This window comes from Sphingobacteriaceae bacterium, from assembly GCA_016715905.1.
Lineage (GTDB): Bacteria > Bacteroidota > Bacteroidia > B-17B0 > Aurantibacillaceae > Aurantibacillus.
This window is the reverse complement of the sequence record JADJXI010000003.1, coordinates 854,231-878,058: the sequence shown is the minus strand read 5'-3', so window position 1 is coordinate 878,058 and position 23,828 is coordinate 854,231. Positions and strand designations below refer to the sequence as shown.

At 34.6% G+C, this 23,828-nt stretch carries 20 protein-coding genes; 10 read left to right on the top strand and 10 right to left on the bottom strand.

The features are described 5' to 3' along the window. Nucleotides 1-9 precede the first annotated feature (9 nt). The 4 genes from IPM51_04175 to IPM51_04160 all read right to left on the bottom strand — a co-directional run bounded on the left by IPM51_04175 (nucleotide 10) and on the right by IPM51_04160 (nucleotide 4,292). A complete protein-coding gene (locus IPM51_04175; protein ID MBK9283498.1) occupies nucleotides 10-924 on the bottom strand; it encodes a 3-hydroxybutyryl-CoA dehydrogenase in 915 nt (304 codons plus the stop codon). A gap of 124 nt (nucleotides 925-1,048) precedes the next feature. Continuing rightward, nucleotides 1,049-2,482 (bottom strand): chromosomal replication initiator protein DnaA, encoded by a 1,434-nt coding sequence (gene dnaA, locus IPM51_04170; GenBank protein MBK9283497.1) that lies wholly within the window; start codon nucleotides 2,480-2,482, stop codon nucleotides 1,049-1,051. 165 nt (nucleotides 2,483-2,647) lie between these two features. Further along, the gene (locus tag IPM51_04165) at nucleotides 2,648-3,583 is read right to left on the bottom strand and encodes a metallophosphatase (protein MBK9283496.1); all 936 of its coding nucleotides are present in this window, start codon (nucleotides 3,581-3,583) and stop codon (nucleotides 2,648-2,650) included. Next, nucleotides 3,567-4,292, bottom strand: coding sequence for a 5'-nucleotidase C-terminal domain-containing protein (locus IPM51_04160; GenBank protein ID MBK9283495.1), 726 nt, complete (start codon nucleotides 4,290-4,292; stop codon nucleotides 3,567-3,569). Before IPM51_04160 ends, IPM51_04165 begins: the two co-directional genes overlap by 17 nt. A gap of 41 nt (nucleotides 4,293-4,333) precedes the next feature. Between IPM51_04160 and IPM51_04155 the strand changes: the two genes are divergently transcribed. The 4 genes from IPM51_04155 (at nucleotide 4,334) to IPM51_04140 (ending at nucleotide 8,229) form a co-directional block, all read left to right on the top strand. Next, entirely contained in the window at nucleotides 4,334-4,744 is a 411-nt protein-coding gene (locus tag IPM51_04155) for an acyl-CoA thioesterase (GenBank protein ID MBK9283494.1), read from the top strand. A 71-nt stretch (nucleotides 4,745-4,815) separates the two neighbouring features. After that, nucleotides 4,816-5,928 carry a DegT/DnrJ/EryC1/StrS family aminotransferase gene (locus tag IPM51_04150; protein ID MBK9283493.1) on the top strand — a complete coding sequence of 371 codons (1,113 nt, stop codon included), beginning with the start codon at nucleotides 4,816-4,818 and terminating at the stop codon, nucleotides 5,926-5,928. A 13-nt stretch (nucleotides 5,929-5,941) separates the two neighbouring features. Next, the gene (locus IPM51_04145) at nucleotides 5,942-7,261 is read left to right on the top strand and encodes a UDP-glucose/GDP-mannose dehydrogenase family protein (protein MBK9283492.1); all 1,320 of its coding nucleotides are present in this window, start codon (nucleotides 5,942-5,944) and stop codon (nucleotides 7,259-7,261) included. After that, complete coding sequence (locus tag IPM51_04140; GenBank protein MBK9283491.1) at nucleotides 7,258-8,229, top strand: SDR family oxidoreductase; 972 nt, start codon at nucleotides 7,258-7,260, stop codon at nucleotides 8,227-8,229. The genes IPM51_04145 and IPM51_04140 overlap by 4 nt, the downstream gene beginning before the upstream one ends. Before the next feature lie 97 nt (nucleotides 8,230-8,326). On the opposite strand, the gene IPM51_04135 is transcribed toward IPM51_04140, so the two are convergent. Continuing rightward, entirely contained in the window at nucleotides 8,327-9,316 is a 990-nt protein-coding gene (locus tag IPM51_04135; protein MBK9283490.1) for a cytochrome-c peroxidase, read from the bottom strand. Between the two features lie 58 nt (nucleotides 9,317-9,374). Here IPM51_04135 and IPM51_04130 point away from each other — a divergent pair, with 58 nt between their 5' ends. From IPM51_04130 to IPM51_04120, 3 genes are read left to right on the top strand one after another with little or no spacing between them, the layout of a single operon-like run. Next, nucleotides 9,375-10,340, top strand: a complete 966-nt coding sequence (locus IPM51_04130; GenBank protein MBK9283489.1) for a CPBP family intramembrane metalloprotease — start codon at nucleotides 9,375-9,377, stop codon at nucleotides 10,338-10,340. Further along, nucleotides 10,341-12,194: a peptidase M61 gene (locus IPM51_04125; protein ID MBK9283488.1), complete on the top strand. Its 1,854-nt coding sequence runs from the start codon at nucleotides 10,341-10,343 to the stop codon at nucleotides 12,192-12,194. A 2-nt stretch (nucleotides 12,195-12,196) separates the two neighbouring features. Next, nucleotides 12,197-14,176 (top strand): PD40 domain-containing protein, encoded by a 1,980-nt coding sequence (locus IPM51_04120; GenBank protein MBK9283487.1) that lies wholly within the window; start codon nucleotides 12,197-12,199, stop codon nucleotides 14,174-14,176. On the opposite strand, the gene asnB is transcribed toward IPM51_04120, so the two are convergent. Together asnB and IPM51_04110 are read right to left on the bottom strand one after the other, a co-directional pair. Further along, nucleotides 14,173-16,083, bottom strand: a complete 1,911-nt coding sequence (asnB, locus tag IPM51_04115; protein MBK9283486.1) for an asparagine synthase (glutamine-hydrolyzing) — start codon at nucleotides 16,081-16,083, stop codon at nucleotides 14,173-14,175. The genes IPM51_04120 and asnB overlap by 4 nt on opposite strands. Nucleotides 16,084-16,089: 6 nt before the next feature. Then, nucleotides 16,090-16,545 carry an NINE protein gene (locus IPM51_04110; protein ID MBK9283485.1) on the bottom strand — a complete coding sequence of 152 codons (456 nt, stop codon included), beginning with the start codon at nucleotides 16,543-16,545 and terminating at the stop codon, nucleotides 16,090-16,092. 112 nt (nucleotides 16,546-16,657) lie between these two features. Between IPM51_04110 and glmM the strand changes: the two genes are divergently transcribed. The 3 genes from glmM to frr are packed head-to-tail and all read left to right on the top strand — an operon-like array spanning nucleotide 16,658 to nucleotide 19,800. Continuing rightward, complete coding sequence (gene glmM / locus IPM51_04105) at nucleotides 16,658-18,052, top strand: phosphoglucosamine mutase (GenBank protein MBK9283484.1); 1,395 nt, start codon at nucleotides 16,658-16,660, stop codon at nucleotides 18,050-18,052. Nucleotides 18,053-18,055: 3 nt separating this feature from the next. Next, on the top strand, nucleotides 18,056-19,195 hold the full coding sequence (locus tag IPM51_04100) for a cysteine desulfurase (GenBank protein ID MBK9283483.1): 1,140 nt from the start codon (nucleotides 18,056-18,058) through the stop codon (nucleotides 19,193-19,195). Between the two features lie 44 nt (nucleotides 19,196-19,239). Beyond that, a complete protein-coding gene (gene frr, locus IPM51_04095) occupies nucleotides 19,240-19,800 on the top strand; it encodes a ribosome recycling factor (protein ID MBK9283482.1) in 561 nt (186 codons plus the stop codon). Between the two features lie 64 nt (nucleotides 19,801-19,864). On the opposite strand, the gene IPM51_04090 is transcribed toward frr, so the two are convergent. The 3 genes from IPM51_04090 to IPM51_04080 form a co-directional block, all read right to left on the bottom strand. Further along, the gene (locus IPM51_04090; GenBank protein MBK9283481.1) at nucleotides 19,865-22,042 is read right to left on the bottom strand and encodes a PD40 domain-containing protein; all 2,178 of its coding nucleotides are present in this window, start codon (nucleotides 22,040-22,042) and stop codon (nucleotides 19,865-19,867) included. Nucleotides 22,043-22,161: 119 nt separating this feature from the next. Next, nucleotides 22,162-22,764, bottom strand: a complete 603-nt coding sequence (locus IPM51_04085) for a leucine-rich repeat domain-containing protein (GenBank protein ID MBK9283480.1) — start codon at nucleotides 22,762-22,764, stop codon at nucleotides 22,162-22,164. Nucleotide 22,765: 1 nt separating this feature from the next. Beyond that, complete coding sequence (locus tag IPM51_04080) at nucleotides 22,766-23,731, bottom strand: bifunctional riboflavin kinase/FAD synthetase (protein ID MBK9283479.1); 966 nt, start codon at nucleotides 23,729-23,731, stop codon at nucleotides 22,766-22,768. Nucleotides 23,732-23,828: the final 97 nt, after the last annotated feature.

Here is a 23,828-nt window from a genome sequence, read left to right as displayed (position 1 = left end):
TAGTAAAAACTAGGCTAATGAGGTTGATTCAATTTTTTTTTTAAATCCTTCGGCAACCACTAATTCTTTTCCGCCTCCACTGTAATCGTAAAATCCTTTGCCTGATTTCACACCTAAATCTCCGGCTGTAACCATATTCACTAAAAGTGGGCATGGCGAGTATTTTGGATTACCGAATCCGTCTTGTAACACACGTAAAATATTTAAACAAACATCCAAACCGATAAAGTCAGCCAATTGTAACGGACCCATTGGATGAGCCATTCCTAATTTCATTACGGTATCAATTTCTGTTACTCCTGCCTCTCCTTCGTATAAAGTAATGATAGCCTCGTTGATCATAGGCATTAAAATTTTATTGGCCACGAATCCCGGATAATCATTCACTTCTACCGGAATTTTACCTAATTTCTTTGAGAGCTCCATAATGGAATCGCAAACTTCATTTGAAGTATTGTACCCTCGGATCACTTCAACCAATTTCATAACCGGTACCGGGTTCATGAAGTGCATACCAATTACTTTATCAGCTCGCTTGGTTACAGATGCAATTTTAGTAATAGAAATTGATGAAGTGTTACTCGCTAAAATAGTAGAAGGCTGACAAATTTCATCGAGTTGTTTGAAAATCTTAAGTTTCACCTCCACATTTTCACTGGCTGCTTCAACCACTAAATCTGAATCTGTAGCACATTTCGTTATATCCGTAAAAGTTTTAATATTTTTAAGCGTACTGTTTTTTTGTTCCTCATTTATAACAGCTTTAGAAACCTGTCTGTCGAGATTTTTAGTTATTGTTGCTAAAGCTTTTTGCAAAGCAGCGTCGCTAATATCAACCAAACAAACCTCGTAGCCGAACTGCGCAAACGTATGCGCAATTCCATTTCCCATTGTTCCGCTACCTATTACTGTAATTTTATTCATAATATAAACCTGATTTTATTTTTTATGGAATCATTTTATTTGATTGATTAAAGCTAAAAGAGAATTTTGTTTTTCGCAAGATAAAGTTTGAACAAAAAAACCCTAATTCCTTAGGGTTTTAAATTTAGTTGCTAATACTGATTTTCTTCTCGAGTTCCTCGATATATGCTTTAAAACGCTTATCGGTATCCATTAAGTTATTTACTGTTCGACAAGCATGTAATACAGTTGCGTGATCTTTACCACCACAATGCATTCCTATTGTTGCCAATGAAGATTTTGTCATGTTTTTAGCAAAATACATAGCGATTTGGCGAGCCTGAACCACTTCCCTTTTGCGGGTTTTAGACTTCATGGTATCAATAGCTAAATCAAAATAATCGCAAACCACTTTTTGGATATAGTCGATTGAAACTTCGCGAGCAGTGCTCTTTACAAATTTATCAATCATGGCTTTTGCCAATTCAAGCGTAATGATTTTTTTGTTCAAACTCGACTGAGCTAATAAGGAAATTAAGGCTCCTTCTAATTCACGTACATTTGAAGTAATGCTATAAGCTAAATACTCAACCACTTCTTTAGGAAGTTGAATTCCTTCGTTGTAAACCTTCTTTTCTAAAATAGCAATTCTGGTTTCTAAGCCCGGCGCTTGTAAATCTGCACTTAAACCCCATTTGAATCTGGAAAGTAACCTTTGCTCAATTCCTTGAATATCAACTGGCGCTCTATCAGCAGTTAAAATAATTTGTTTTCCTAATTGATGTAAATGATTGAAAATATGAAAAAATACATCTTGTGTTTTTTCTTTACCTGCAAAATACTGCACATCATCAATTATCAAAACATCGATCATTTGATAAAAATGTACGAAATCGTTTTGATTGTTATTTTTAATCGACTCTATAAATTGAGTAATAAATTTCTCTGACTGAACGTATAATACAGTTTTGTTGGGATAATTCTTTTTCACCTCAATACCAATAGCTTGAGCAAGGTGAGTTTTGCCTAATCCCACTCCTCCATATAATAATAATGGATTAAACGCATTTCCTCCCGGCTTTTGTGCAACGGCAAATCCTGCACTGCGCGCTAAACGATTACAATCTCCTTCAACAAAATTATCAAAACTGTAATTCGGATTTAATTGCGATTCTACTTGTACTTTTTTAAGTCCCGGAATAACAAAAGGATTTTTTATTGAACTACCCACCTCAATCGGCATAGAAACCGAAGGGTTTTTTAAATTGGTACTAATATTCGGTAACTTGAAGGTTATTGGGGTTTCCGTTTTACCGGAAGCATTGTCCATTATAATATTGTATTCTAATCTACCTTCAGCACCTAATTCCTTACGAATCACTTTTTTAATTAAAGTGATATAGTGTTCTTCAATCCATTCATAAAAAAACTGTGATGGTACTTGTATGGTTAAAACACTGTTGTTTAATTTAATTGGTTTAATTGGTTCAAACCAGGTTTTAAAATTTTGCTGGCTCACATTGTCTTTTATTATTTCCAGACATCCATTCCATACTTGCTCTGCAGTCTTTTCCTTCATCATAATTCTAAATAAGTTAATCTATATAATTTGTGTGTATTCGCTTTCAACAGTAACTTGTTTGTAAATATAATGCGATTATTTGTGTTTGCAATAAAAAATCTCAAAAAAAAATTTTTTTATTTTTTCAAATTTAATTTGGAAGTTTGAAAAATTATTATTCCCCTATAAAACAGGATGATTTTCGCAACTTTTATAGGTCCATTTTCCGCAGGGCGAAAAATAATAATTTATTTTTCCCAACCAAATTCCTGCCCAACCAACTTGTGTAACCGGAATATCGATTCCCATTTTATTTTTAATCAAATCGGGCTCTTTCAAAAAAGTATGGGTATGTCCCCCAATGATTAAATCGATATTTTCACTTTGAGAAGCTAAAATTTTATCTGAAATTTTACTGTTGTTATAACTATATCCCAAATGAGATAAGCAAATGACTAAATCACACCTTTCTTCTTTTTTTAAATATGCAGCTATTCGATCACTCTGCGACACAGGGTCTTGATACTGAACTCCACCAACTAATTTATCACTCACCAAATTTTTTAAATCAATCCCAACTCCTAAAACACCAATCTTAATTCCACCTTTTCTAAATATTTTAAACGCTTTAATTTGAGGGTGTTTATGCAGTATCGAGTCATTAAAATTATAATTGCAATTCATAAAATCAAAATTTGCATGGGGCATTTGTTTCACCAAATTTTCGCAACCCAAATCAAAATCATGATTACCAAATGTGGTTGCGTCATATTGCATCATACTCATTAACTTGTACTCTAACTCGCCTTCAAAATAATTAAAATAGGGAGTACCTTGAAAAATATCTCCGGCATCCAATAACAGTACATTTTTTTCTTCTTCTCTTATTTTTTCGATTATTGCCGCTCGCTTGGCAAATCCACCCATGTCCGGATATTTAGGGTCATTCCCGGGAAATGACTCAATTCTGCTATGCTGATCATTGGTATACAAAACGGTTAACTTCTTGAAATCCTTTTTCAATAGCGATTTATTCACTGCTAATGCATCTAAGCCATAAAGACCAACTGCCGAACCCATTATGTATTTTAAAAAATCTCTTCTATTTGTACCTTCCATCGGTATAAGGAATTATATGTTTATTTTGCTCATTCAAAAATATACAATACTGTATTAAAGCTTCCCTCAATTTAATTTTATCGGAATTTAAATAGCTTGGTTTGCCAAACATTTTAAAATTATCTCCCCCTTCGGCTATGTAATCACTAGTCAGCAATTTATAAATAGCGGTTGTATCCAACTTTAACTCATTTATAAGTATAACCTCCTCGTTAGTAGTAAAATCTAAACGCATGCCTTTAAAAGAATGTTTGTATTCTTTTATTAATGCAATCACCTCCATTAATTGTTTGCCCGTAATACTAAAAACCACCAGTTGATTTTCGAAAGGCATCAGTTCGAATAAGTGCAATTTTTTGATTTCTCCTTTTGGTAATTCAACTCTTAGTCCACCCCGATTTACCAGGGTAATATCCGGTTTAATTTTATATTGCTGCAAACAAACCTGCTCCATGGCATCGCACACAAAATTACCTAAGGTGTTTTCATTTCCGGTTTTAGTTAAGGGATTATCAGCTATCGCAATTACTTTTGAGGTTTCATGATCCACAATCGTTTTGTATCGTTTTATGGAATCCGTTAAAACAATTGAAGCTTCCGTTTGCTGCAAGTCAACATAATTAAAGTCAGTCTTGGTTTTAACCAAGTGCTTATGACAAGATTGTATAAATACTGAAAGAAATAACCAGTATATAACAACACGCTTCATAAAAATAAATTTATTTTTGTAAAAATAATTAATTCTGTAAGATGATAAGCTCCGAAACAAAAATAAGAGTAAGATACGGCGAAACAGACCAAATGGGATACGCCTATTATGGGGTATACGCTCAATATTACGAGGTTGGCCGTGTGGAAACCATGCGTTTGCTCGGATTTAGTTATAAGGAAGTAGAAGAGAAAGGGATACTTTTACCGGTTGTGGATTATTCCATTCAGTATAAAAAACCGGCCTTTTACGATGATGAAATTAGTATTGTGACAACAATCAGTAAAATGCCTACCGGAGTAAAACTACCTTTTGAATATAAATGTTACAATGCTAAACGCGAATTGATTAATTCGGGTTCGGTTACCCTGGTATTTATTCAGAAAAGTACAGGCAAACCCACAGCCATACCCGATTGGTTTACCAATGCTTTAAAGCCTTTTTTTGATTGAGATACGCTAATTTCTTCTTAACTTCACCCCAAGCTTAAGCACTCCAAATGATTCCTACTAAAAAAATTCAAATGGTCGACTTAAAAAGTCAGTACCAGAAAATAAAATCCGAAATTGATAGCGGTATACAGGATGTAATTAATAATGCAGCATTTATAAATGGTCCCGCTGTTAAAGAGTTTCAAAACGATTTAGAAAAGTATTTAAATGTAAAGCATGTTATTCCCTGTGCAAACGGCACCGATGCCCTGCAAATAGCTATGATGGCACTTGGCCTGAAGCCCGGTGATGAAGTGATTACAGCAAGTTTTACTTATGTGGCCACAGCGGAAGTGATAGGCCTGTTAGGATTGACACCTGTATTAGTAGATGTTTATCCCGACACATTCAATATTGACATTGAAGCCTTGGAGCGGAATATCACATCAAAAACAAAAGCCATTGTTCCTGTGCATTTATTTGGACAATGTGCCGATATGGAAAGAATAATGCAATTGGCTAAAAAACATAAATTGTTTGTGATTGAAGATGTTGCTCAGGCTATTGGTTCGGATTATACGTTTAGTGATGGAAGACAAGTGAAAGCCGGTACGATTGGTGATGTAGGTTGCACTTCATTTTTTCCAAGTAAAAATTTGGGATGTTATGGCGATGGTGGAGCTCTTTACACCAATAACAGCGAATTGGCTCAAAAAATAAAAATGATAGCACATCATGGACAAAGTGTACAATACGTGCACGATGTGTTAGGAGTTAACTCCAGGTTAGATACTATACAGGCCGTAGTTTTAAAAGCGAAACTCAAACATTTAAACGAATATGCCTTAGCCAGAAATAAAGCCGCTGCATTTTACGATAAAGCATTTTCAAATCATCCCAAAATAAAAACACCGGTGCGCTCAAAAAATTCCACGCACGTTTTTCATCAATATACTTTGGTTTTAAATGGCGTGGATCGTGCCAAATTAAGAGAACAATTGGCCGAACGCGGTATACCGGCTATGATTTATTACCCTATTCCATTGCATATGCAAAACGCTTACAAAAGCGATCGATATAAAAAAGGTGATTTTCCGGTTACGGAAAAACTTTGTGCAAATGTTCTATCATTACCCATTCACACCGAAATGTCGGAAGAAGAATTAAATTACATTAGCGAAAACGTAATTGAACTAACAAAATAATACAGTTGATTAAATGAAAATAACAGTTATAGGAACAGGATATGTAGGATTAGTAACAGGAACCTGTTTTAGTGAAGTTGGTGTTGATGTTACTTGTGTTGATATAGACGAAAAAAAAATAAATAATCTGAAGAAAGGAATTCTTCCAATTTACGAACCGGGCTTGGAAGAAATGGTAAATCGTAATGTACAAAAAGGACGATTACACTTCAGCACTTCCATTAAAGAAAGCATTGGAGAAGCGGATGTTGCTTTTATCGCGGTGGGAACTCCGCCTGATGAAGACGGCTCTGCAGATTTAAAGTACGTTTTAGCGGTTGCAACTTCTATCGGCGAATACATGCAAAAGCCACTGGTTGTTGTAACAAAATCTACTGTTCCGGTTTCTACTTCAGAAAAAGTTAAAGCTGCTTTGCAAGCCGCACTGGATAAACGAAAAGAAAAAATAAAATATTTCGTAGCCTCTAATCCCGAATTTTTAAAAGAAGGTGCCGCCATTGAAGATTTTATGAAACCCGACCGTATTGTTGTTGGTGTAGATCACCCCGAGGCTGAAGAAATCATGCGTAAATTGTATAAACCCTTTTTATTAAATGGTCACCCAATCATATTTATGGATATTCCCAGTGCGGAAATGACTAAATACGCAGCCAATGCCATGCTGGCCACCAAAATCAGTTTCATGAATGATGTGGCTAATTTATGTGAACTTATGGGCGCTGATGTGAACATGGTAAGAAAAGGAATTGGAAGCGACCCGCGAATTGGTACCAAATTTATTTATCCGGGTGTTGGATACGGAGGAAGTTGTTTTCCGAAAGATGTAAAAGCGCTTATTAAAACTGCAAAAGAAAATAAATACAGCATGCGCATACTAAATGCGGTTGAAGAAGTAAACGAGTCTCAGAAAGAAGTTTTGTTCAATAAAATAAATCAACATTTTAAATCTGACCTAAAAGGAAAAACTTTTACACTATGGGGTTTATCTTTTAAGCCCAAAACGGATGATATGCGTGAAGCACCAAGTTTAGTGATTATTGAAAAATTATTAGCAGCAGGAGCAAACGTTGTAGCTTATGATCCGGTAGCTAAGCACGAAGCGCAACGAATCTTAGGAAATAAAATCTCCTTTGCGGAAGATATTTATTCCTCCTTAAATAATACCGACGCCTTACTCATTGTTACGGAGTGGCCTGAGTTCCGCTCACCTGATTTTGATTTAATTGCTGAAAAAGTAAAAGTTATTTTTGACGGAAGAAATATATTTGATTATCAAGACATGCAGAAATTAGGATTTACATATTATTGTATAGGAGTAAACACCATAAAATGAAAAGAGTATTAATTACCGGAGCAGCCGGATTTTTAGGTTCGCATTTGTGCGATCGTTTTATCAAAGAAGGATTCTCCGTAGTGGGAATGGATAATTTAATTACGGGCGACCTGAAAAATATTGAACATCTATTTAAATTAAACACCTTTGAATTTTACCATCATGATGTTTCAAAATTTGTGCATGTATCGGGAAATATAGATTACATTTTGCATTTTGCTTCACCGGCCTCCCCCATCGATTATTTAAAAATACCTATTCAAACTTTAAAAGTTTCTTCTTTAGGTACTCATAATATTTTAGGATTAGCCCGCGTAAAAAAAGCCAGGGTTTTAGTGGCATCTACCAGCGAGGTGTATGGTGACCCACATGTTCATCCTCAAACAGAAGATTATTGGGGAAATGTGAATCCGGTTGGTCCACGCGGTTGTTATGATGAAGCCAAACGTTTTATGGAAGCCTTAACTATGGCTTATCATGATTATCACCAATTAGAAACCCGAATCATTCGGATATTTAATACCTATGGTCCACGCATGCGCCTGAACGACGGCAGAGTATTACCTGCATTTATTGGGCAAGCTTTACGCGGAGAGGATTTAACGATGTTTGGCGATGGCAGTCAAACCCGAAGTTTTTGCTATGTGGATGATTTAGTAGAAGGGATTTATCGATTGTTAATGAGTGACTATCATCTTCCGGTTAATATTGGAAATCCGGATGAAATTACAATCAAAGAATTTGGTGAAGAAATATTGAAGTTAACCGGTGCCAATCAAAAATTAATTTCTCTTCCACTACCTAAAGATGATCCTAAACAGCGTAAACCCGATATTTCTCTCGCTAAAAAAATATTAGGCTGGGAACCAAAAATAAAAAGAGCAGAAGGTTTAAAAATAACTTACGATTATTTCAAATCACTCAGTAAAGAGGAGTTGAACAAGGTTGAACACCGAAGTTTCAGTTAATTCATTCATACTGCACATCAGAAAGCCTCTTACCGTTTGGTTTAATTATTATTCAAATCGAAAATTCTATTCAATCCGTAGAGTTTAATTCGGCTTGCTACTTATCTTCCTTATTTTCTTTTTTGGTAAAACGCTCATCTGTTAAACTCAAAAGAAAATTTTCTAAATCTTTTTTCTCTCCTTCGCTCAGTCCTAAAGGCTTACTTAGTAAAGTATCTCTGTTTATACTGTTATTTATAAATTTATCCGGCGTATCGTAATAATCAATCACCTCTCTCAAGGTTTTGTGCATTCCATTATGCATGTATGGCGCCGTTAAGGCAATATTTCTTAATCCAGGTATTTTAAACTTGCCCAAATCACTTTCTTTTTGGGTTACATCATATCTACCTTTATCATTTAAATCTTTCCCGTTATAAATTCCAATATTCTTAAACTGGTCGTTTCCGGTAAAATCCACTCCAAAATGGCAGTCAAAACACTTTCCCTTCTCATTAAAAATGGTTAAACCACGTTTAGCACTTTCCGAAAACTGAGTGGTATCTTTTCCTCTCATGTATTTATCGAATGGACTATTTCCGGTATCCAAGGTGCGTTCATAATTAGCAATAGCCTGCGCCAGTAAGGAAATACTTGGATCTTTTCCATAAACCTGTTGAAAAGCTTTTTTATATTTCTCACTTTTTAAGAGACGTTGAATGGCAATACTTAAAGGCAAATCCATTTCAACCGGATTTTCGATAGGTCCTAATGCCTGTTCTTCTAAAGTTTCTGCTCTTCCATCCCAAAAATAAAAATTTCGATCGGTTTGGTTCATAGCCGATGGCGTATTACGATTCCCACTTCTCCCAAATACCCCTTTGCTGGTTGGTGTGTTATCTGCAAATGCTAACTCGGCTTTGTGACAAGTGGCGCAACTCACACTGGTATCTCTTGACAAAATAGGATCGAAAAAAAGAGCCTCTCCTAAGGCCTCTTCCGTATAAATTGGTTTTTCTGAAGTGTTCTCACCGCAACTAACCAGTAAAACGGTAACCAAACCTAAAACGGCGCATTTATAATTATCAAAAGTTCTATTTGCTCTCATTTATTTATTTAATTTTAGTGACGCAAATTTAAGGCTATTATTTCATTAATAAAATCCGATGTCTGATCCCGAAATAAAAAATAAACTTCCATTCAATAATTTATTTCTCAATGCCGGGGCTGTTCAAGGATTTAATCACTGGTGGATGTACTTAACCGGTATAAGCGCTGCTATGTTCGGTTATTTTGTTTTTCAAATCATCATACAATTACCTTTGGTAAGCATGGCCATGAGTAATGGTATAAGTATTGAGGAAATAGTGGCTGACCCGAACATTATTTTTAATCCTGAAAAAATAGGAATCAATAAAAATTTACTGTTAGCCTTATTATTCGGTATGTTTGTTTTTGCATTACTGGGGTTAAGAACCGTTATTGTAAGAATTCAGAAAAAACCATTTTTGTCAGTTATTACCGCCTATGAAAAACTAAGATGGAAACGCGTTTTTTTTGCTTTTGGCATTTGGGCCGGGATGGTTACAGTGGCCACCTTATTACAATATTTTCTATCTCCGGAAACTATGACTGTCGATTTTAAGCCCGGTCAATTTTTTCTGCTTTTGTTAGTTTCGGTTTTATTAATGCCCATACAAACTAGTACGGAAGAAATAATATTCAGAGGTTATCTGGTACAAGGATTGTCCGGAATTTTTAAAAACGGAATAATTCCCATTATTCTCACTTCGCTATTATTCGGACTAGTTCACATGGCCAATCCGGAAGCAAAAACTTTTGGCTGGCTAATTATGTTTCCATACTATACCTTATTCGGCCTTTTTTTGGGAGCCCTTTCTTTATTAGATGAAGGATTAGAATTGGCTTTGGGAATACATTGTGCTAATAATTTAATCTCCAGTTTGCTAATCACTTCGCCAAATGGTGTACTGCAAACAGATGCCATTTTTGTAAGCACATCCGAAAATCCGGCTCAGGAGTTTATTGCATGGATAGTTTTAGCGGCTATCACATTTATCATATTTTGGCTCAAATACCGCTGGAAAAACTTTAACTTAATACTTCGTTAAATGCGAATTCAATTGTACATATTGCTCTTTCTTTGTTCTGTTTCATTTGCCGGAAACGAGTATAAATATTTCATCAACCTCAAAAAGGTAAATGATGATAAAATTAGCGTGAAGTTAATTCCGCCTTCTATTACTGAAAATGAAATTGATTTTTGTTTTCCTGCCATGGTTCCGGGCACTTATGAAGTATACAACTTCGGACGATACATCACTAATTTAAAAGTTACCGGAAAAAACGGTAAAACCATATTAGTTGAAAAAAAGGATTTAAATTGTTGGAAATTATCTCCGGCTAATGAAATAAGTGAAATTACTTATGAAGTGGATGATACTTTTGATAAAAAAGATTCACAAGAAGATCGGGAAAAAGCAATTTTTGAACCCGGCGGAACAAATATTGAAGCCGATAAAAATTTCTGTATAAACACCCATGGTTTCTTCGGGTACTTTAAAAATTATACTAAAAATGAATTTGTTTTAGAGTTTGATAAACCAAAAGCATTTTATCCGGCAACCGGTATTGAAAATATTCGCAGTGGCGAAGAATCGGATATCGTTAGCGTTTTTGATTATCATAATTTAATTGATTCACCCATTTTATATACAAAACCGGACACCATCAGTATTATGGTGGCCAATACAAAAGTTTTAGTATCCAGTTATTCCCCTAATAAAAAAGTGAGCGCATTTTTTATTGCAAAAACGCTCAAAGAATTATTGAATATCCAAAAAGATTATTTGGGAGGAGAATTACCAGTTAATAAATATGCTTTTTTATTTTATTTTACTGATAAAGGCACGCGCTCCGGAAGCTTTGGTGCGTTAGAACATTCATATTCTTCATTTTATGTAATGCCCGAAATTGACAGCAATTTTATAAAACAAGAAATTAGAGATATTGCCGCACACGAATTTTTTCATATTGTTACTCCACTAAACATACACGCAAAAGAAATTGGGGAATTTGATTTCAATAACCCGCAAATGAGCGAACACCTTTGGCTTTATGAAGGCATGACCGAGTATGCCGCACATCATGCTCAAGCTAAAGGCGGATTAATTAACGTGGATGATTTTTTAAATGTAATGATGCAGAAATACGACAACAGCGTCAACAATTATAACGACACCATGAGTTTCACCTGGATGAGTAAAAACGTTTTACTACCAGCTATTCATCCTCAATACAATAATGTTTATGAAAAGGGAGCAGTTATTGGTATGTGTTTGGATATATTATTAAGGCATTACAGCGATGGCGTTTACGGCACTCAACAATTAATGAAGGACCTTTCGAAAAAATATGGAAAAGATAAATCCTTTAACGATGACGAATTAATTGGCGAAATAGAGGCCTTAACTTATCCGCAAATCGGCGAATTTCTCAAAAAACATGTTAAAGGCCATGAACCTTTACCCATGAATGAAGTATTAAGTAAAATTGGAATAGAATTTGTAAAAGAAAACATAAGTTACGAATTTACATTTGGGAATCCGGACTTAGATTTTAATGACCGTACGAACAGATTGGTTGTTTCCGGAACCTGGAGTTTGGATGAATTCGGGAAAAAACTGGGTTTTAAAAGTGGTGATGAACTTTTTAAACTCAACAATAAAGAATTAAAAATTGAAAGCGCTAAAGATGTTTTTAATGAATATTTTAATACAGTAAAAGAAGGTGACGAAGTGGTTATACACGTTTTTCGTCCTAAAAAAAGAGCCGGTAAATACAAACAAAAAATACTAAAAGCTAAAGCACAAAAAGTAAAGATTACCGAAAAAAATAAAATTTCATTAAAGGATAATATTTCTGAAAAAGAAAAACTAACTTTAAAAAGCTGGGTAGGCTTGTAAATATGAATAAACAAATAATATACTTACTTATTTTTCAATTAGGATTTCAAATTTTTGTTGCTCAAACCAATTTGCCACCGGGTCAATATACCAGTACCGATAAAAAAGCATTAAAGTATTTTGAAGAAGGCAGAAGAAATTATGACGCTAGGCAAGATAAAAAAGCGGAAGAGTTCTTAAAAAAAGCAATAGAAGCTGATCCGAAATTTATGGAGCCGCACATGATAATTGCCATTTTATGTGCCGAACAAAATCGCTTAAAAGAAAGAATATTTCATTTAGAATCAGCCATACAAAAAGCACCCGGCATGTATGTTCAAAATTATTTTGACTTAGGAGATACCGAATTTTATGTGGAAGATTACGAAAAAGCTAAGATACACTTATCACAATTCCTGAAATTTCAGCGCATTGATCCTAAAATGAAAGAAGAAGCTGAATTTAATTTGAAATGTATAGATTTCGCTATTCACGCTAAAAAAAATCCTAAGAAAATCACTTTTTCTAATATGGGACCATCCATCAATTCTCCCTTTGCTGAATACTTCCCTTCCATTGTCGGTGATGAAAGCCAATTTTATTACACACGGCGAATGGAGTCCGGAAATCAGCGCGGACATTACCAGGAAGATTTATTTTTATCCTATGCCGATAACAAAGGACTTTGGAAAGAGTCAAATCCAATAAGAGAATTAAGCAGTGGAGGTAACGAAGGGGCACCCTCTATTTCTGCTGATGGCAAATACATGTTTATAACCGTATCGCAGGAAATGGATGGCCTTTACTTGGGTGGACAAGCCAAAGGATTTGGAAGTTGTGATATTTTCTTTACTCAAAAAGTAAATGGCAAATGGACAAAACCATCAAACCTCGGACCTAAAATAAATTCAGGCAATTGGGAAAGTCAACCTAGTTTTAGCAGTGATGGTAAAACATTATATTTTGTACGCGGCACTCCCTTACGAAGTGGGGTAGTAAAAGATATAGATATTTATTTCTCTGTGGTAGGCGAAGATGGAAAATTTGGTGAAGCACAAAAAATGCCCGATAATGTAAACACCAAAAAAGAAGAACAATCTGTATTTATTCATCCCGATAATCAAACCTTATACTTCTGCAGTAAGGGACATGTAGGTATGGGTGGAGCAGATATATTTATGTCGAAAAAAAATACAGATGGTACATGGGGTGATCCTGTAAATCTGGGTTATCCAATTAATTCTTCCAAAGACGAAAACAGTTTATTGGTATCTCCAAGTGGAGCCTTGGCTTATTTTGCATCGGACAGAGATGGAGGATTTGGAGAATTGGATTTATATCAATTTGAAGTGCCGAATGAGTTTAAGCCTGAAAAAATAACTTTTGCTAAGGGAAAAATATACAATGCCGAAACCAAAGAACCCTTAGAAGCCAGCTTTGAATTAATTGATTTAGAAACCGGTAAAAATGTTACCCAATCGTATAGCGGCAGTAATGGTGAATTTTTAGTAACACTAACTGCAAATAAAAATTATATCGTAAATGTGAATAAAGCCGGGTTTTTATTTTATAGCGATAATTTTTCGCTTAAAGGAAAAATAACTGATTTTTCAAAGCCCTATTTATTAGATATACCCTTACAACCTATTGATACCGGAAATGTAGTAGAACTTAAAAACGTTTTTTTTGATGTGAATAAGTGGGATTTAAAACCGGAAAGCAAAGCAGAGCTTGATAAATTAATCTCTTTTTTAGTCGCAAATAATAAAGTGAAAATTGAATTAAGCGGACATACAGATAGCGACGGAGATAAAAAAGCCAATTTAATTCTATCTACAAACAGAGCCAAGGCTGTTTTTGATTATTTAGTAACGAGCAATAAAGTGCAAGCTAACCGACTTAAGTTTAAAGGATATGGTGACACAAAACCTAAGGTTCCAAATACGAGCATTGAAAATAAAGCTAAAAACAGAAGAACAGAATTTAAGGTGATTGGGATTTAATTCTCAAATAACTTTTTCCATCTTGAATAAACAAATAATTTAAATAACACTTTAATTTGTTTGTCGTCGTCCAAATTAAATTTTTTAATAAAATCCTTTTTTAAAATGGTATCCTCTAAAGGTTTAATTTCTTCTTGAATGATTGGTAATAAATTCAGAATCCACTTTTTCATGGGAGTTTCAAATCCCCGCTTGTCGTATCGCTTATAAATTTTTTCCGGCAATTCGGTTTTAAATGCTTCGCGAAAAAGGTGTTTTAGCACGCCATTCTGAATTTTTCGTTCACCATCAAATGAAAACATCAGTTGAATTAAATGAACATCATCACTAAAAGGAGTACGACTCTCTACACTATGCCACATGGCACACCGATCCTCACATTTTAAAAATGGTTTTAACCGGGCTTCTTCAATATCATATAGTTGTTGTTCATTTACAGAATTAAAATACTTAACCGGATTAATTTTTTCGGATAGCTGTAGAAATTCAGGTTTAAAAAACTTTTCATAAACAGCACCTGATACATGCATACGCTCTTTTAATTTTTCCTTGGCAAAAAAGATAAATGGACTGTTAATGGTTTTTTGACTGGCTTTAATTTCCTGAAAAGCTTTTCTTGAATTACCTTCACTTAGAAGTTTTTTCCATTTGGCAATAAAATAATGATGATAACCTCCAAACAATTCATCTGCACCTTGACCGTCTAACACTACTTTAATTTTATGCTGTGCTGCTAATTTCATCACCATAAACTGCGAAAAAGTACTGGTATCCCAAATAGGCACATCTTGCGAATAAATTAATTCGTTCAAATTACTCAGGAAAGAATTTTCATCCGGATTTATTTTGTGTAAGCGCGCACCAATCGAATTGGCCATCAAATTCGCATATTCTTCCTCATTAAAAACCTCTCCCTTAAAAACAGAAGTGAAACAATGAATGCCCTTTTTATTTTCTTGAGTCATTAATGCGGCAATAATACTACTATCTAACCCGCCACTTAAACAAGTACCCACTTCTACATCACTCCGCATTCGGATTTTAACGGCTCTTGTTACCTTATTTTTAATTTCCGCAATCAAATCCACATCAGACTTAGTGTTGTTTTCCGTACTTATTTGTGTTGAGTAATACTTAGAAACGGAAATTGCATGATTTCTTAAACTGTAAATTAATGAATAACCTCCTTTGAGTTCATTAACGTTATTAAAAAAATTATTTTCATCGTGCTCTACTCTTCCATTAATCAAATAATCATGTAGTTGAATATCGTTTGTTTCTCCACTCACTAACCCCGATTTAACAAAAGCTTTTTGTTCGCTGGCAAAGCCAAAATAATTTGAACTATTTACGTAATAAAAAGGTTTTACGCCTAAACGATCTCTTGAAGCAAAACAGATGTTTTTCTCCGCATCATAAATACAAAAAGCCCACATCCCGTTAAAATGCAGCACACAGTTTTCATTCCATTCTTGATAAGCGGCTAATACCACTTCGGTATCACTTTCGGAAATAAAAGTATAACCTTTGGCTTTTAACTCTTCCCGAAGTTCAATATAATTGTAAATTTCGCCATTAAACACAATCCAATTTGTTCCATTTTGATTACACATGGGTTGGTGTCCATAGTTACTCAAATCGAGAATTGATAAACGTCGGTGACCAAAAGCTAAAAACGGATTGAGTTCGGAGTTTAAAATATTTTTTTCGGGGAAATAATTGAGCTGATTTACTTTTTTAATGGAAGTAATTGCTCCTGCAAATGGAATTGCCTCATCCCGATCAACCAATAAAAATCCATCACCATCCGGACCCCGATGCGCAATGGCCAGATTCATTTTCTGAATAATTTCGCTGGCGTTTAACGCATTCTCTTTTTTTAAAATTAATCCGCTTATTCCACACATACTTAATTATTCATTAACCCACATAAACACCTGTTTATTGTTCTGATACCTGTCAATTTCCTTATCCAGTAACAAAACACAAAAATCTATAAATGGTAAAATACCCAATACACCCCCCAAGCTAGCCACATATACAACAGGCACATAAGGCGCGGTACCTAAATAAATTCGATGCAAACCAACAATACCAAAAGGTAATGGAAATGCTAATATTGTGGCAATTACTTTTTTATTTTTTTTGCGCTTTTCTTTGATGAAATGAAGTATCGGGAACGGACGCTGTGCATCTTTATTTTGATCGATATTGGAAATAAAAACTTCCATTTGTACAGTGTCTGTATACAAATAGAGCGTATCAACAAATGTTAAGTTGTTGTTATTAGCATTTACAGCAGTTACACCCAAAGCTAAGATTGAAAAAATAAAAAATTTAATAAAATGTGAATCTAAAAAAGTCTTCATTTTAATCCATTTGACACTAGGCAATTTATATAAAAAATCAGCAATTTGTTAACTTAAAAACAAGAAGATATCACGCAGTTTTCTATCTTTGGCACATCTAAAAAAAAACACTGTGACTCTAATTAAAAGTATATCAGGCATAAGAGGGACGATTGGTGGAAAAACAAATGATGCTTTAACACCTATTGACATTGTTAAGTTTACCTCAGCATTTGCCAAAATTATTCTCGCTTCCAATTCCAATAAAACTAAAACTATAATCATAGGCAGAGATGCGCGTATGAGTGGTGAATTGGTATCCAACCTCGTGTGTGCCACCTTATCCGGCATGGGCGTAAACGTGATAGATTTAGGATTAAGCACTACGCCAACCGTAGAAATGGCGGTAAAAGAATTAAAAGCAGATGGCGGAATTATACTAACGGCCAGCCACAATCCCAAACAATGGAATGCTTTAAAACTTTTAAATTCAGAAGGAGAATTTATAAGTGCAGAAACCGGACAGGAATTATTGAATATTGCCGAAAAAGAAGATTTTGAATATTCGCAAGTCAATCAACTCGGTAAATACAGTAAAAACGACGATTTCTTAAATATTCATATTCAAAAAATATTAGATCTTCCTTACGTTGATCAAGATGTTATAACTAAAGCAAATTTCAAAATTGTAGTAGATGCCATTAATTCATCAGGAGCAATTGCTGTTCCGGCATTGCTCAAAGCCTTGGGTGTTTCCAATGTTACGGTAATTAACGGAGATATGCATGGTAATTTTGCCCATAATCCGGAACCGTTGCCCGAACATTTAACGGAACTTAGTGCATCAGTTTTAAAACAAAAAGCTAATTTGGGAATAAGTGTTGATCCGGATGTTGATCGTTTGGCTTTTGTTTGTGAAGATGGTGAGATGTTTGGCGAAGAATACACCTTAGTAGCAGTGGCCGACTACGTGCTAAAACATCACAAATACGGAAATACGGTAAGTAATCTGTCAAGCACAAGGGCATTGCGAGATATAACAGAAAAAAACGGAGGCCTTTATTCAGCCTCAGCCGTTGGAGAAGTAAATGTGGTTCATAAAATGAAAGAAACAAAAGCTGTAATTGGCGGAGAAGGAAATGGAGGCGTGATTTTACCGGAACTGCATTATGGCCGAGACGCTTTGGTTGGAATTGCTATTTTTTTAACGCACCTTGCCAAATTCGGTAAATCAGTTTCGGTTTTAAGAAGCAGTTATCCGGGTTATTTTATTTCAAAAAACAAAATTGAACTTACTGAACAGATAAACGTAGATTTAATTTTAGAAAAAGTTAAAGCTAAATATCATAAACAACCCTTAAATGAGGTGGATGGATTAAAAATAGAATTTGATAAAGAGTGGGTTCATTTAAGAAAAAGCAATACTGAACCCATAATACGTATTTACAGCGAAAGTCAAACACTGGCCACTGCCGATAATCTGGCTAAAAAAATCATATCGGATATCAAAGAATTAATTAAAAATTAAGGGATGACAAAAAAAATATATCTTGACAATGCGGCCACTACACCTATGGATCCGGAAGTGCTTGATGCCATGTTACCGTATATGAAAGAGGATTTCGGGAACCCTTCTTCTATACATGGTTTTGGAAGAAAAACACGAGCTGCGATTGAAGTGGCCAGAAAAACGGTAGCAAAACTTTTGAACGCTTCACCCGCTGAAATATTTTTTACCTCAGGGGGTACAGAAGCGGATAACATGGCTATTGTACAAAGCATTGAAACTTTTGGTATTAATCATATCATTACCTCAAAAATTGAACATCATGCCGTTGAGCACACCATTGAGTTATTAGAAAAAAGCGGAAAAGTAAAAGTAACCTGGCTAAAACCCGACTCAAAAGGAAATATTAATTTAACAGAGTTGGAAAATGCACTAAAGAATGAAAGTCGATCACTGGTTTCACTGATGCATGCCAATAATGAAGTAGGCACCTTATTGCCTATTCAAAAAGTTGCAGACTTATGCGAGAAATACAATGCTATTTTCCATAGTGATACCGTACAAACTATGGGGCATTATAAAATAGATCTGAAAGCAACAAAAATTCATTTTTTAACCTGTGCGGCACATAAATTTCATGGACCTAAAGGTGTTGGCTTTTTATTCATGAATCAAGATTATAAATTAAAACCTTTCATTCATGGAGGAGCGCAGGAAAGAAACATGAGGGGCGGAACAGAAAATTTATATGGCATAGTTGGTTTAGCTAAAGCACTTGAAATATGCTTCGACGAAATGGAAAAACACCATAAAGAAATTCAAGCGTTAAAAACCTATATGATGAATAGACTTATAGCGGAAATTCCGGGTATTGAATTTAATGGGGAAACAGATCCTGATAAATCATTGTACACCGTTTTAAATTGTCGTTTCCCTAAACATCCTGATAGCGAAATGTTACTTTTTAATTTAGATATTGCCGGAATTGCGGCCAGCGGAGGCAGTGCGTGTAGCAGCGGCAGCAATCAAGGTAGTCACGTGCTCAGAGCCATGGGAATTGATATGGAGCGAGCTTCAGTACGATTTAGCTTTTCCAAATACAGCACCAAAGAAGAAGTAGATTATGTAATAGATAAATTAAAGGAACTTTTAGTAAACCAATAAATAGGCTTTTGCTTATATTTACATAGAATTAAACCACTGAAAATATGAATGACGTAAAATCAGTTTTAGACCATACCAAATCATTAATGGATAAGGCTATTGTGCACTTGGAATCAGAATTACAAAAAGTAAGAGCCGGAAAAGCAAATCCGGTGATGTTAGAAAATGTACAGGTTGATTATTATGGAAGTAAAGTTCCGTTGAGTAATACGGCAAGTATAAACACACAAGATTCAAGAACCCTTGTTATTCAACCTTGGGAAAAAACAATGCTTACACCCATTGAAAAAGCTATTCAAATGGCTAACCTGGGATTTAATCCGCAAAATGATGGAGTAATTATTCGAATCGTTGTTCCGCCTTTAACTGAAGAAAGAAGAAAAGAGTTAACCAAAACAGCAAGAAATCTTGGAGAAGATGCTAAAGTGGCCATTCGAAACATCAGAAAAGACGCTATGGAAAGTATAAAAGGTTTGAAGAAAAATGGTCTACCGGAAGACGAAGCTAAGGATGCGGAAACCAAAATTCAAGGTATCACGGATGGATGTGTTGGAAAAGTAGATAAACATATTGAGCAAAAAGAAAAAGAAATCATGACAGTTTAGAAAATAACCTTACATAAAAAAAACCCGCTTTACGGAGCGGGTTTTTTTTTGGTACCTGTAGAACTTAGTTTATTGATTTACCAAGAAAATCAACCATAATTAGTTCTTCTAAAGTATAGCGCTTGCCATTCACAAAGGCGACTATCCATGCGTCTTTCTGACCTTTGGCAATAGCTTTTTGTCGGTGTTTTTCTGCTTCTTTTATAGTTTTAAATTCTTTTTGCGTGAATCGAGTAATGCCATCCGGATATTCTGTTATTTCCGGCTTGCCATATTGGATCAAATGATTGTACTTATAATTATTAGGAAATCTATACGCCCCGATCTGAACTTTAAATACCAAACCGTCGGCACAATAATCGCCTGCTAATCCCAATAATTGTTTATATACACTTAGATCATTTAATGATTTCCCTTTTATAGAATTCAAGTCGGGTAGAATTTGTGACGAGCAGGGTTCAGTGGAAGCTATTGTTTCGGTTGGTGTACTTTCAGTTGTTTTTGTTTCAACTGTGGCAACAGTTTCGGTTGGCGTGGATTCCGTAGTGGTTGTTTCAACTGCCACAACGGTTTCAGTAGGCGTTACAGTAGGGTTGCTAACGACAGTTTCGGTTGGTGTTGTAGTTTCCGTAGCTACAATATTGGTTTGTGAACCGGGAGCGTACAAATAAAAATCTTTATTCGCTTCCATATACTTATCCAAGTTCTCAATATCTAAATCTTCTTCAACCGATTCATATCCTTCTGCTTTAACTTTAATGCGATAAATATAACCCGGACTTAAAGCCATTAAGTATTTACCGGTTTTTTCATTGGATTCGAAAGGACCAATGCTTTCTTGCTGCACAATTTTCACCACCTCAATGTTTGCTTTTATGGGTTTATCATTCCCGTAAACATGTCCCTTTAATAAGGCAATAATGGGTTTATCACCTAATACGCCAGGTGTTACCATATAAATATCTAAACTCCCCTTACCACCTGCGCCTGCCCTGTCGCTGCTAAAAAATCCTTTATCTCCTTTTGAGTTAATTACATAATATCTATCATCTTCCGTTGTATTTAAAGGCAATCCCATATTTTTAGGTTCAGTCCATTCATTATCCTTCTTCACACTAAACATAATATCATATCCTCCAATACTTGTGTGTCCTTCGGAACTAAAGAATAAAGTAATACCATCGGGGTGAATGAATGGAGCGTCATCATTATATTCGGTATTTATTTTTGATCCTAAATTTTTTGCGGGTCCCCAATCTCCATTTTCAAAGTCACTTACATAAATATCTTTTTTTCCAAATCCTCCGGGCCTTTCACTCGAAAAATAAAGATGACGGCCATCTCCGGAAATAGAACATGATCCTTCCCACGCTTCAGAATTAATATTTTTATTGAGCTTTACGGGTTTCGACCATTCGAAACCAACTAAGTGGCTCACATAAATATCTCCATCGTCATTATTACTTGCAAAAGTAAATAGCGTCATACCATCCGGTGAAATAGCAATTGCCGCATCATTACCTAAAGTGTTTATTGATTCGATTGGTATAGGAGGGCCATAAGTAGTGTCGGTTTCTTTAAAACTCATCATCACATCTTCTCTATAATGTCCATCTTTATCCGGTTGAAGATCTTCATTTAACTTCCCTCCCATACTATTTTTGCCGGCATAGGTAAATATTATCATACTTTCGTCCGTTGATATTATTGGAGAACCTTCCAATTCTTCAGTATTTAATGGCTCCCCTATATTTATTATTTCAGCAATTACTCTGTTATCAATTAAAAATTTGCCATGCTTACATTGTTCTGCTGAATGTTTGGCATCCAACATCATATCCCTTTCATCTTTTTTATTGGTGCCGGTTACTTCTTCAACGTATTTTTCCAAATAGGGTATTGCTTCATCAAATTTGTAATTTAAGTGATAAGATTTACCTAAATAATAATCTATTTCCGGCCCCTTCACCTCGCTTCTCAATTGCGTAAAAATCTCAATGGCTCTGTTTTTTTTCATGGGATAATGCAAACATATTATTCCCAAACGAAAACGGTAATCAATGTTTTTCGGATTTTCAGCAGCTAACTTATCAAATAAAGGATAAGCATCAACATAATCTCCCATCCCAAAATAATGATATGCCGCCTCCTCCATTTCCCGTTTGCTCATTTCCTGTGCTTTTAAATGAGTAAGCGTTACTGTTAACAGTAAGGACAAACAAACAAAACGGGTTAATTTCATAAAATTTAAACTGATGTTTTAATGCCCTAAAATTTGGAATTTAATTGAAGTGATGTTAAGCCCTGATAATAAACTTATTAAAAAAGGACTTTTAATAAGTCTGATTTTAAAAAAAGAAGCTAACTACCACAGTTACAGGGCGGACTGAAATAAATACGCGCGTTGGGAAAGGTATTATAAAAATTATCCTGCACTGATTTTGAAATTAGTATACTTCTCATGTCCAGCCACTTTAGATTTTTTAGACTATTAAAATTTTCGGGCATAAAATCTAAATTATTACTCCACATGTCTAAATATTGTAATTTTTCCAGATTACCAAAACTATAGGGCAGGTTAGTTATGTCATTTTGATTAATATTTAAATAAATCAAATTTCCCATATTACCAAAGTTTACGGGTAAGCGTTCTAATCCATTTTTACTTAATAACAGAAATTGTAGTTTTTTAAGTTGTACTATACTATCCGGTAATTCTTTGATGGCATTTTTACTAAGATCTAAAAACTGTAAGTTTTTCAATTCCAGAATTTGAGTTGGAAAAGTTTTATACTTTTTTTTTCGGAGGGTTAGTTTTACAACGTTGTTCGGATTTTTAAGCGCTTCCTCCAAATCTGTATATTCTTGGTAGGTGACCAAGGTTAATGAGTCAAGCAATTCATCTTGTGCACTACTCAAAATAGATACAAAACAAAAAAGCAATATTAAAAGTCGTTTACCCATTTTACTTTTTTATCACTGCGCATTGTATTTTATTCATTTCTTCAATCAGCTTCATACATTTTTCTTTATCTCTGTTTAATGCTTGAGTTAATTCTTCCAAATTATTAAACTTTTTCTCTTCCCGTAAATAATTATTGAAACTTATTTTAAGTGTTTTGCCGTATAAATCTCCTTCAAAATCGAATATATTGACTTCAATTTTAATATTTGTGTCGGTATCAGTTGTAACATTCAATCCAATATTGAGCATCCCGTAATAGTTATTTTTTCCGAAAGTAACGGTAACAAAATAAACACCTTGCTTTGGTATAAGTTTATTTTTACTTACTATTTTTAGGTTTGCTGTTGGATAGCCTAAAGTTCTACCTAACTTTTTACCGTGGACAACCGTGGCATTTAAAAAATAATTATGTCCTAAAAAGTTGTTGGCCATATTCATATGACCTTGTTCAATTGACTTTCGGATTCGGCTGCTGCTGATTGTACTTTTATCTATATCTAAGGCATCAATTTCTTCAATATGATATCCGTATTTGTCCTTCAGTTTTTCAAATAGTTTAATATTTCCTCCTCTATTCTTTCCAAAATGATGATCGTATCCAATTACCAGGTATTTCACATGTAAATTATTCACGAGAATGTTTTCAATATAATCTACTGCTTCTATATTTGAAAATTCTTTGTCAAATGGATATACTACCGTTACATCTACTCCATAATTTTCGAGCATATCTAATTTCTCATCAATAAGGGTTAACAATTTCAGTTCGTCATTATCCGGTTCTAAAATCATTCGAGGATGAGGTTCAAAAGTTAAAACAAGGGTCGTTAATCCATGTTTTTTCTTTAATTGTTGTAGTCGGCTTAATATTTTTTGATGTCCAAGGTGCACGCCATCAAATGTACCAATGGTAACAATTGTTGGTTTTTCAATACGAAAATGCTTGGTATTCTGCACTACTAACATGATGTAAAATTAAGGTTTTAATAGCTATTCCGTTCAAAAAATAAGCCAAATAGGCGTGTATAGAACAAAAATGAAAATAAAACAAATGAATCAGGTA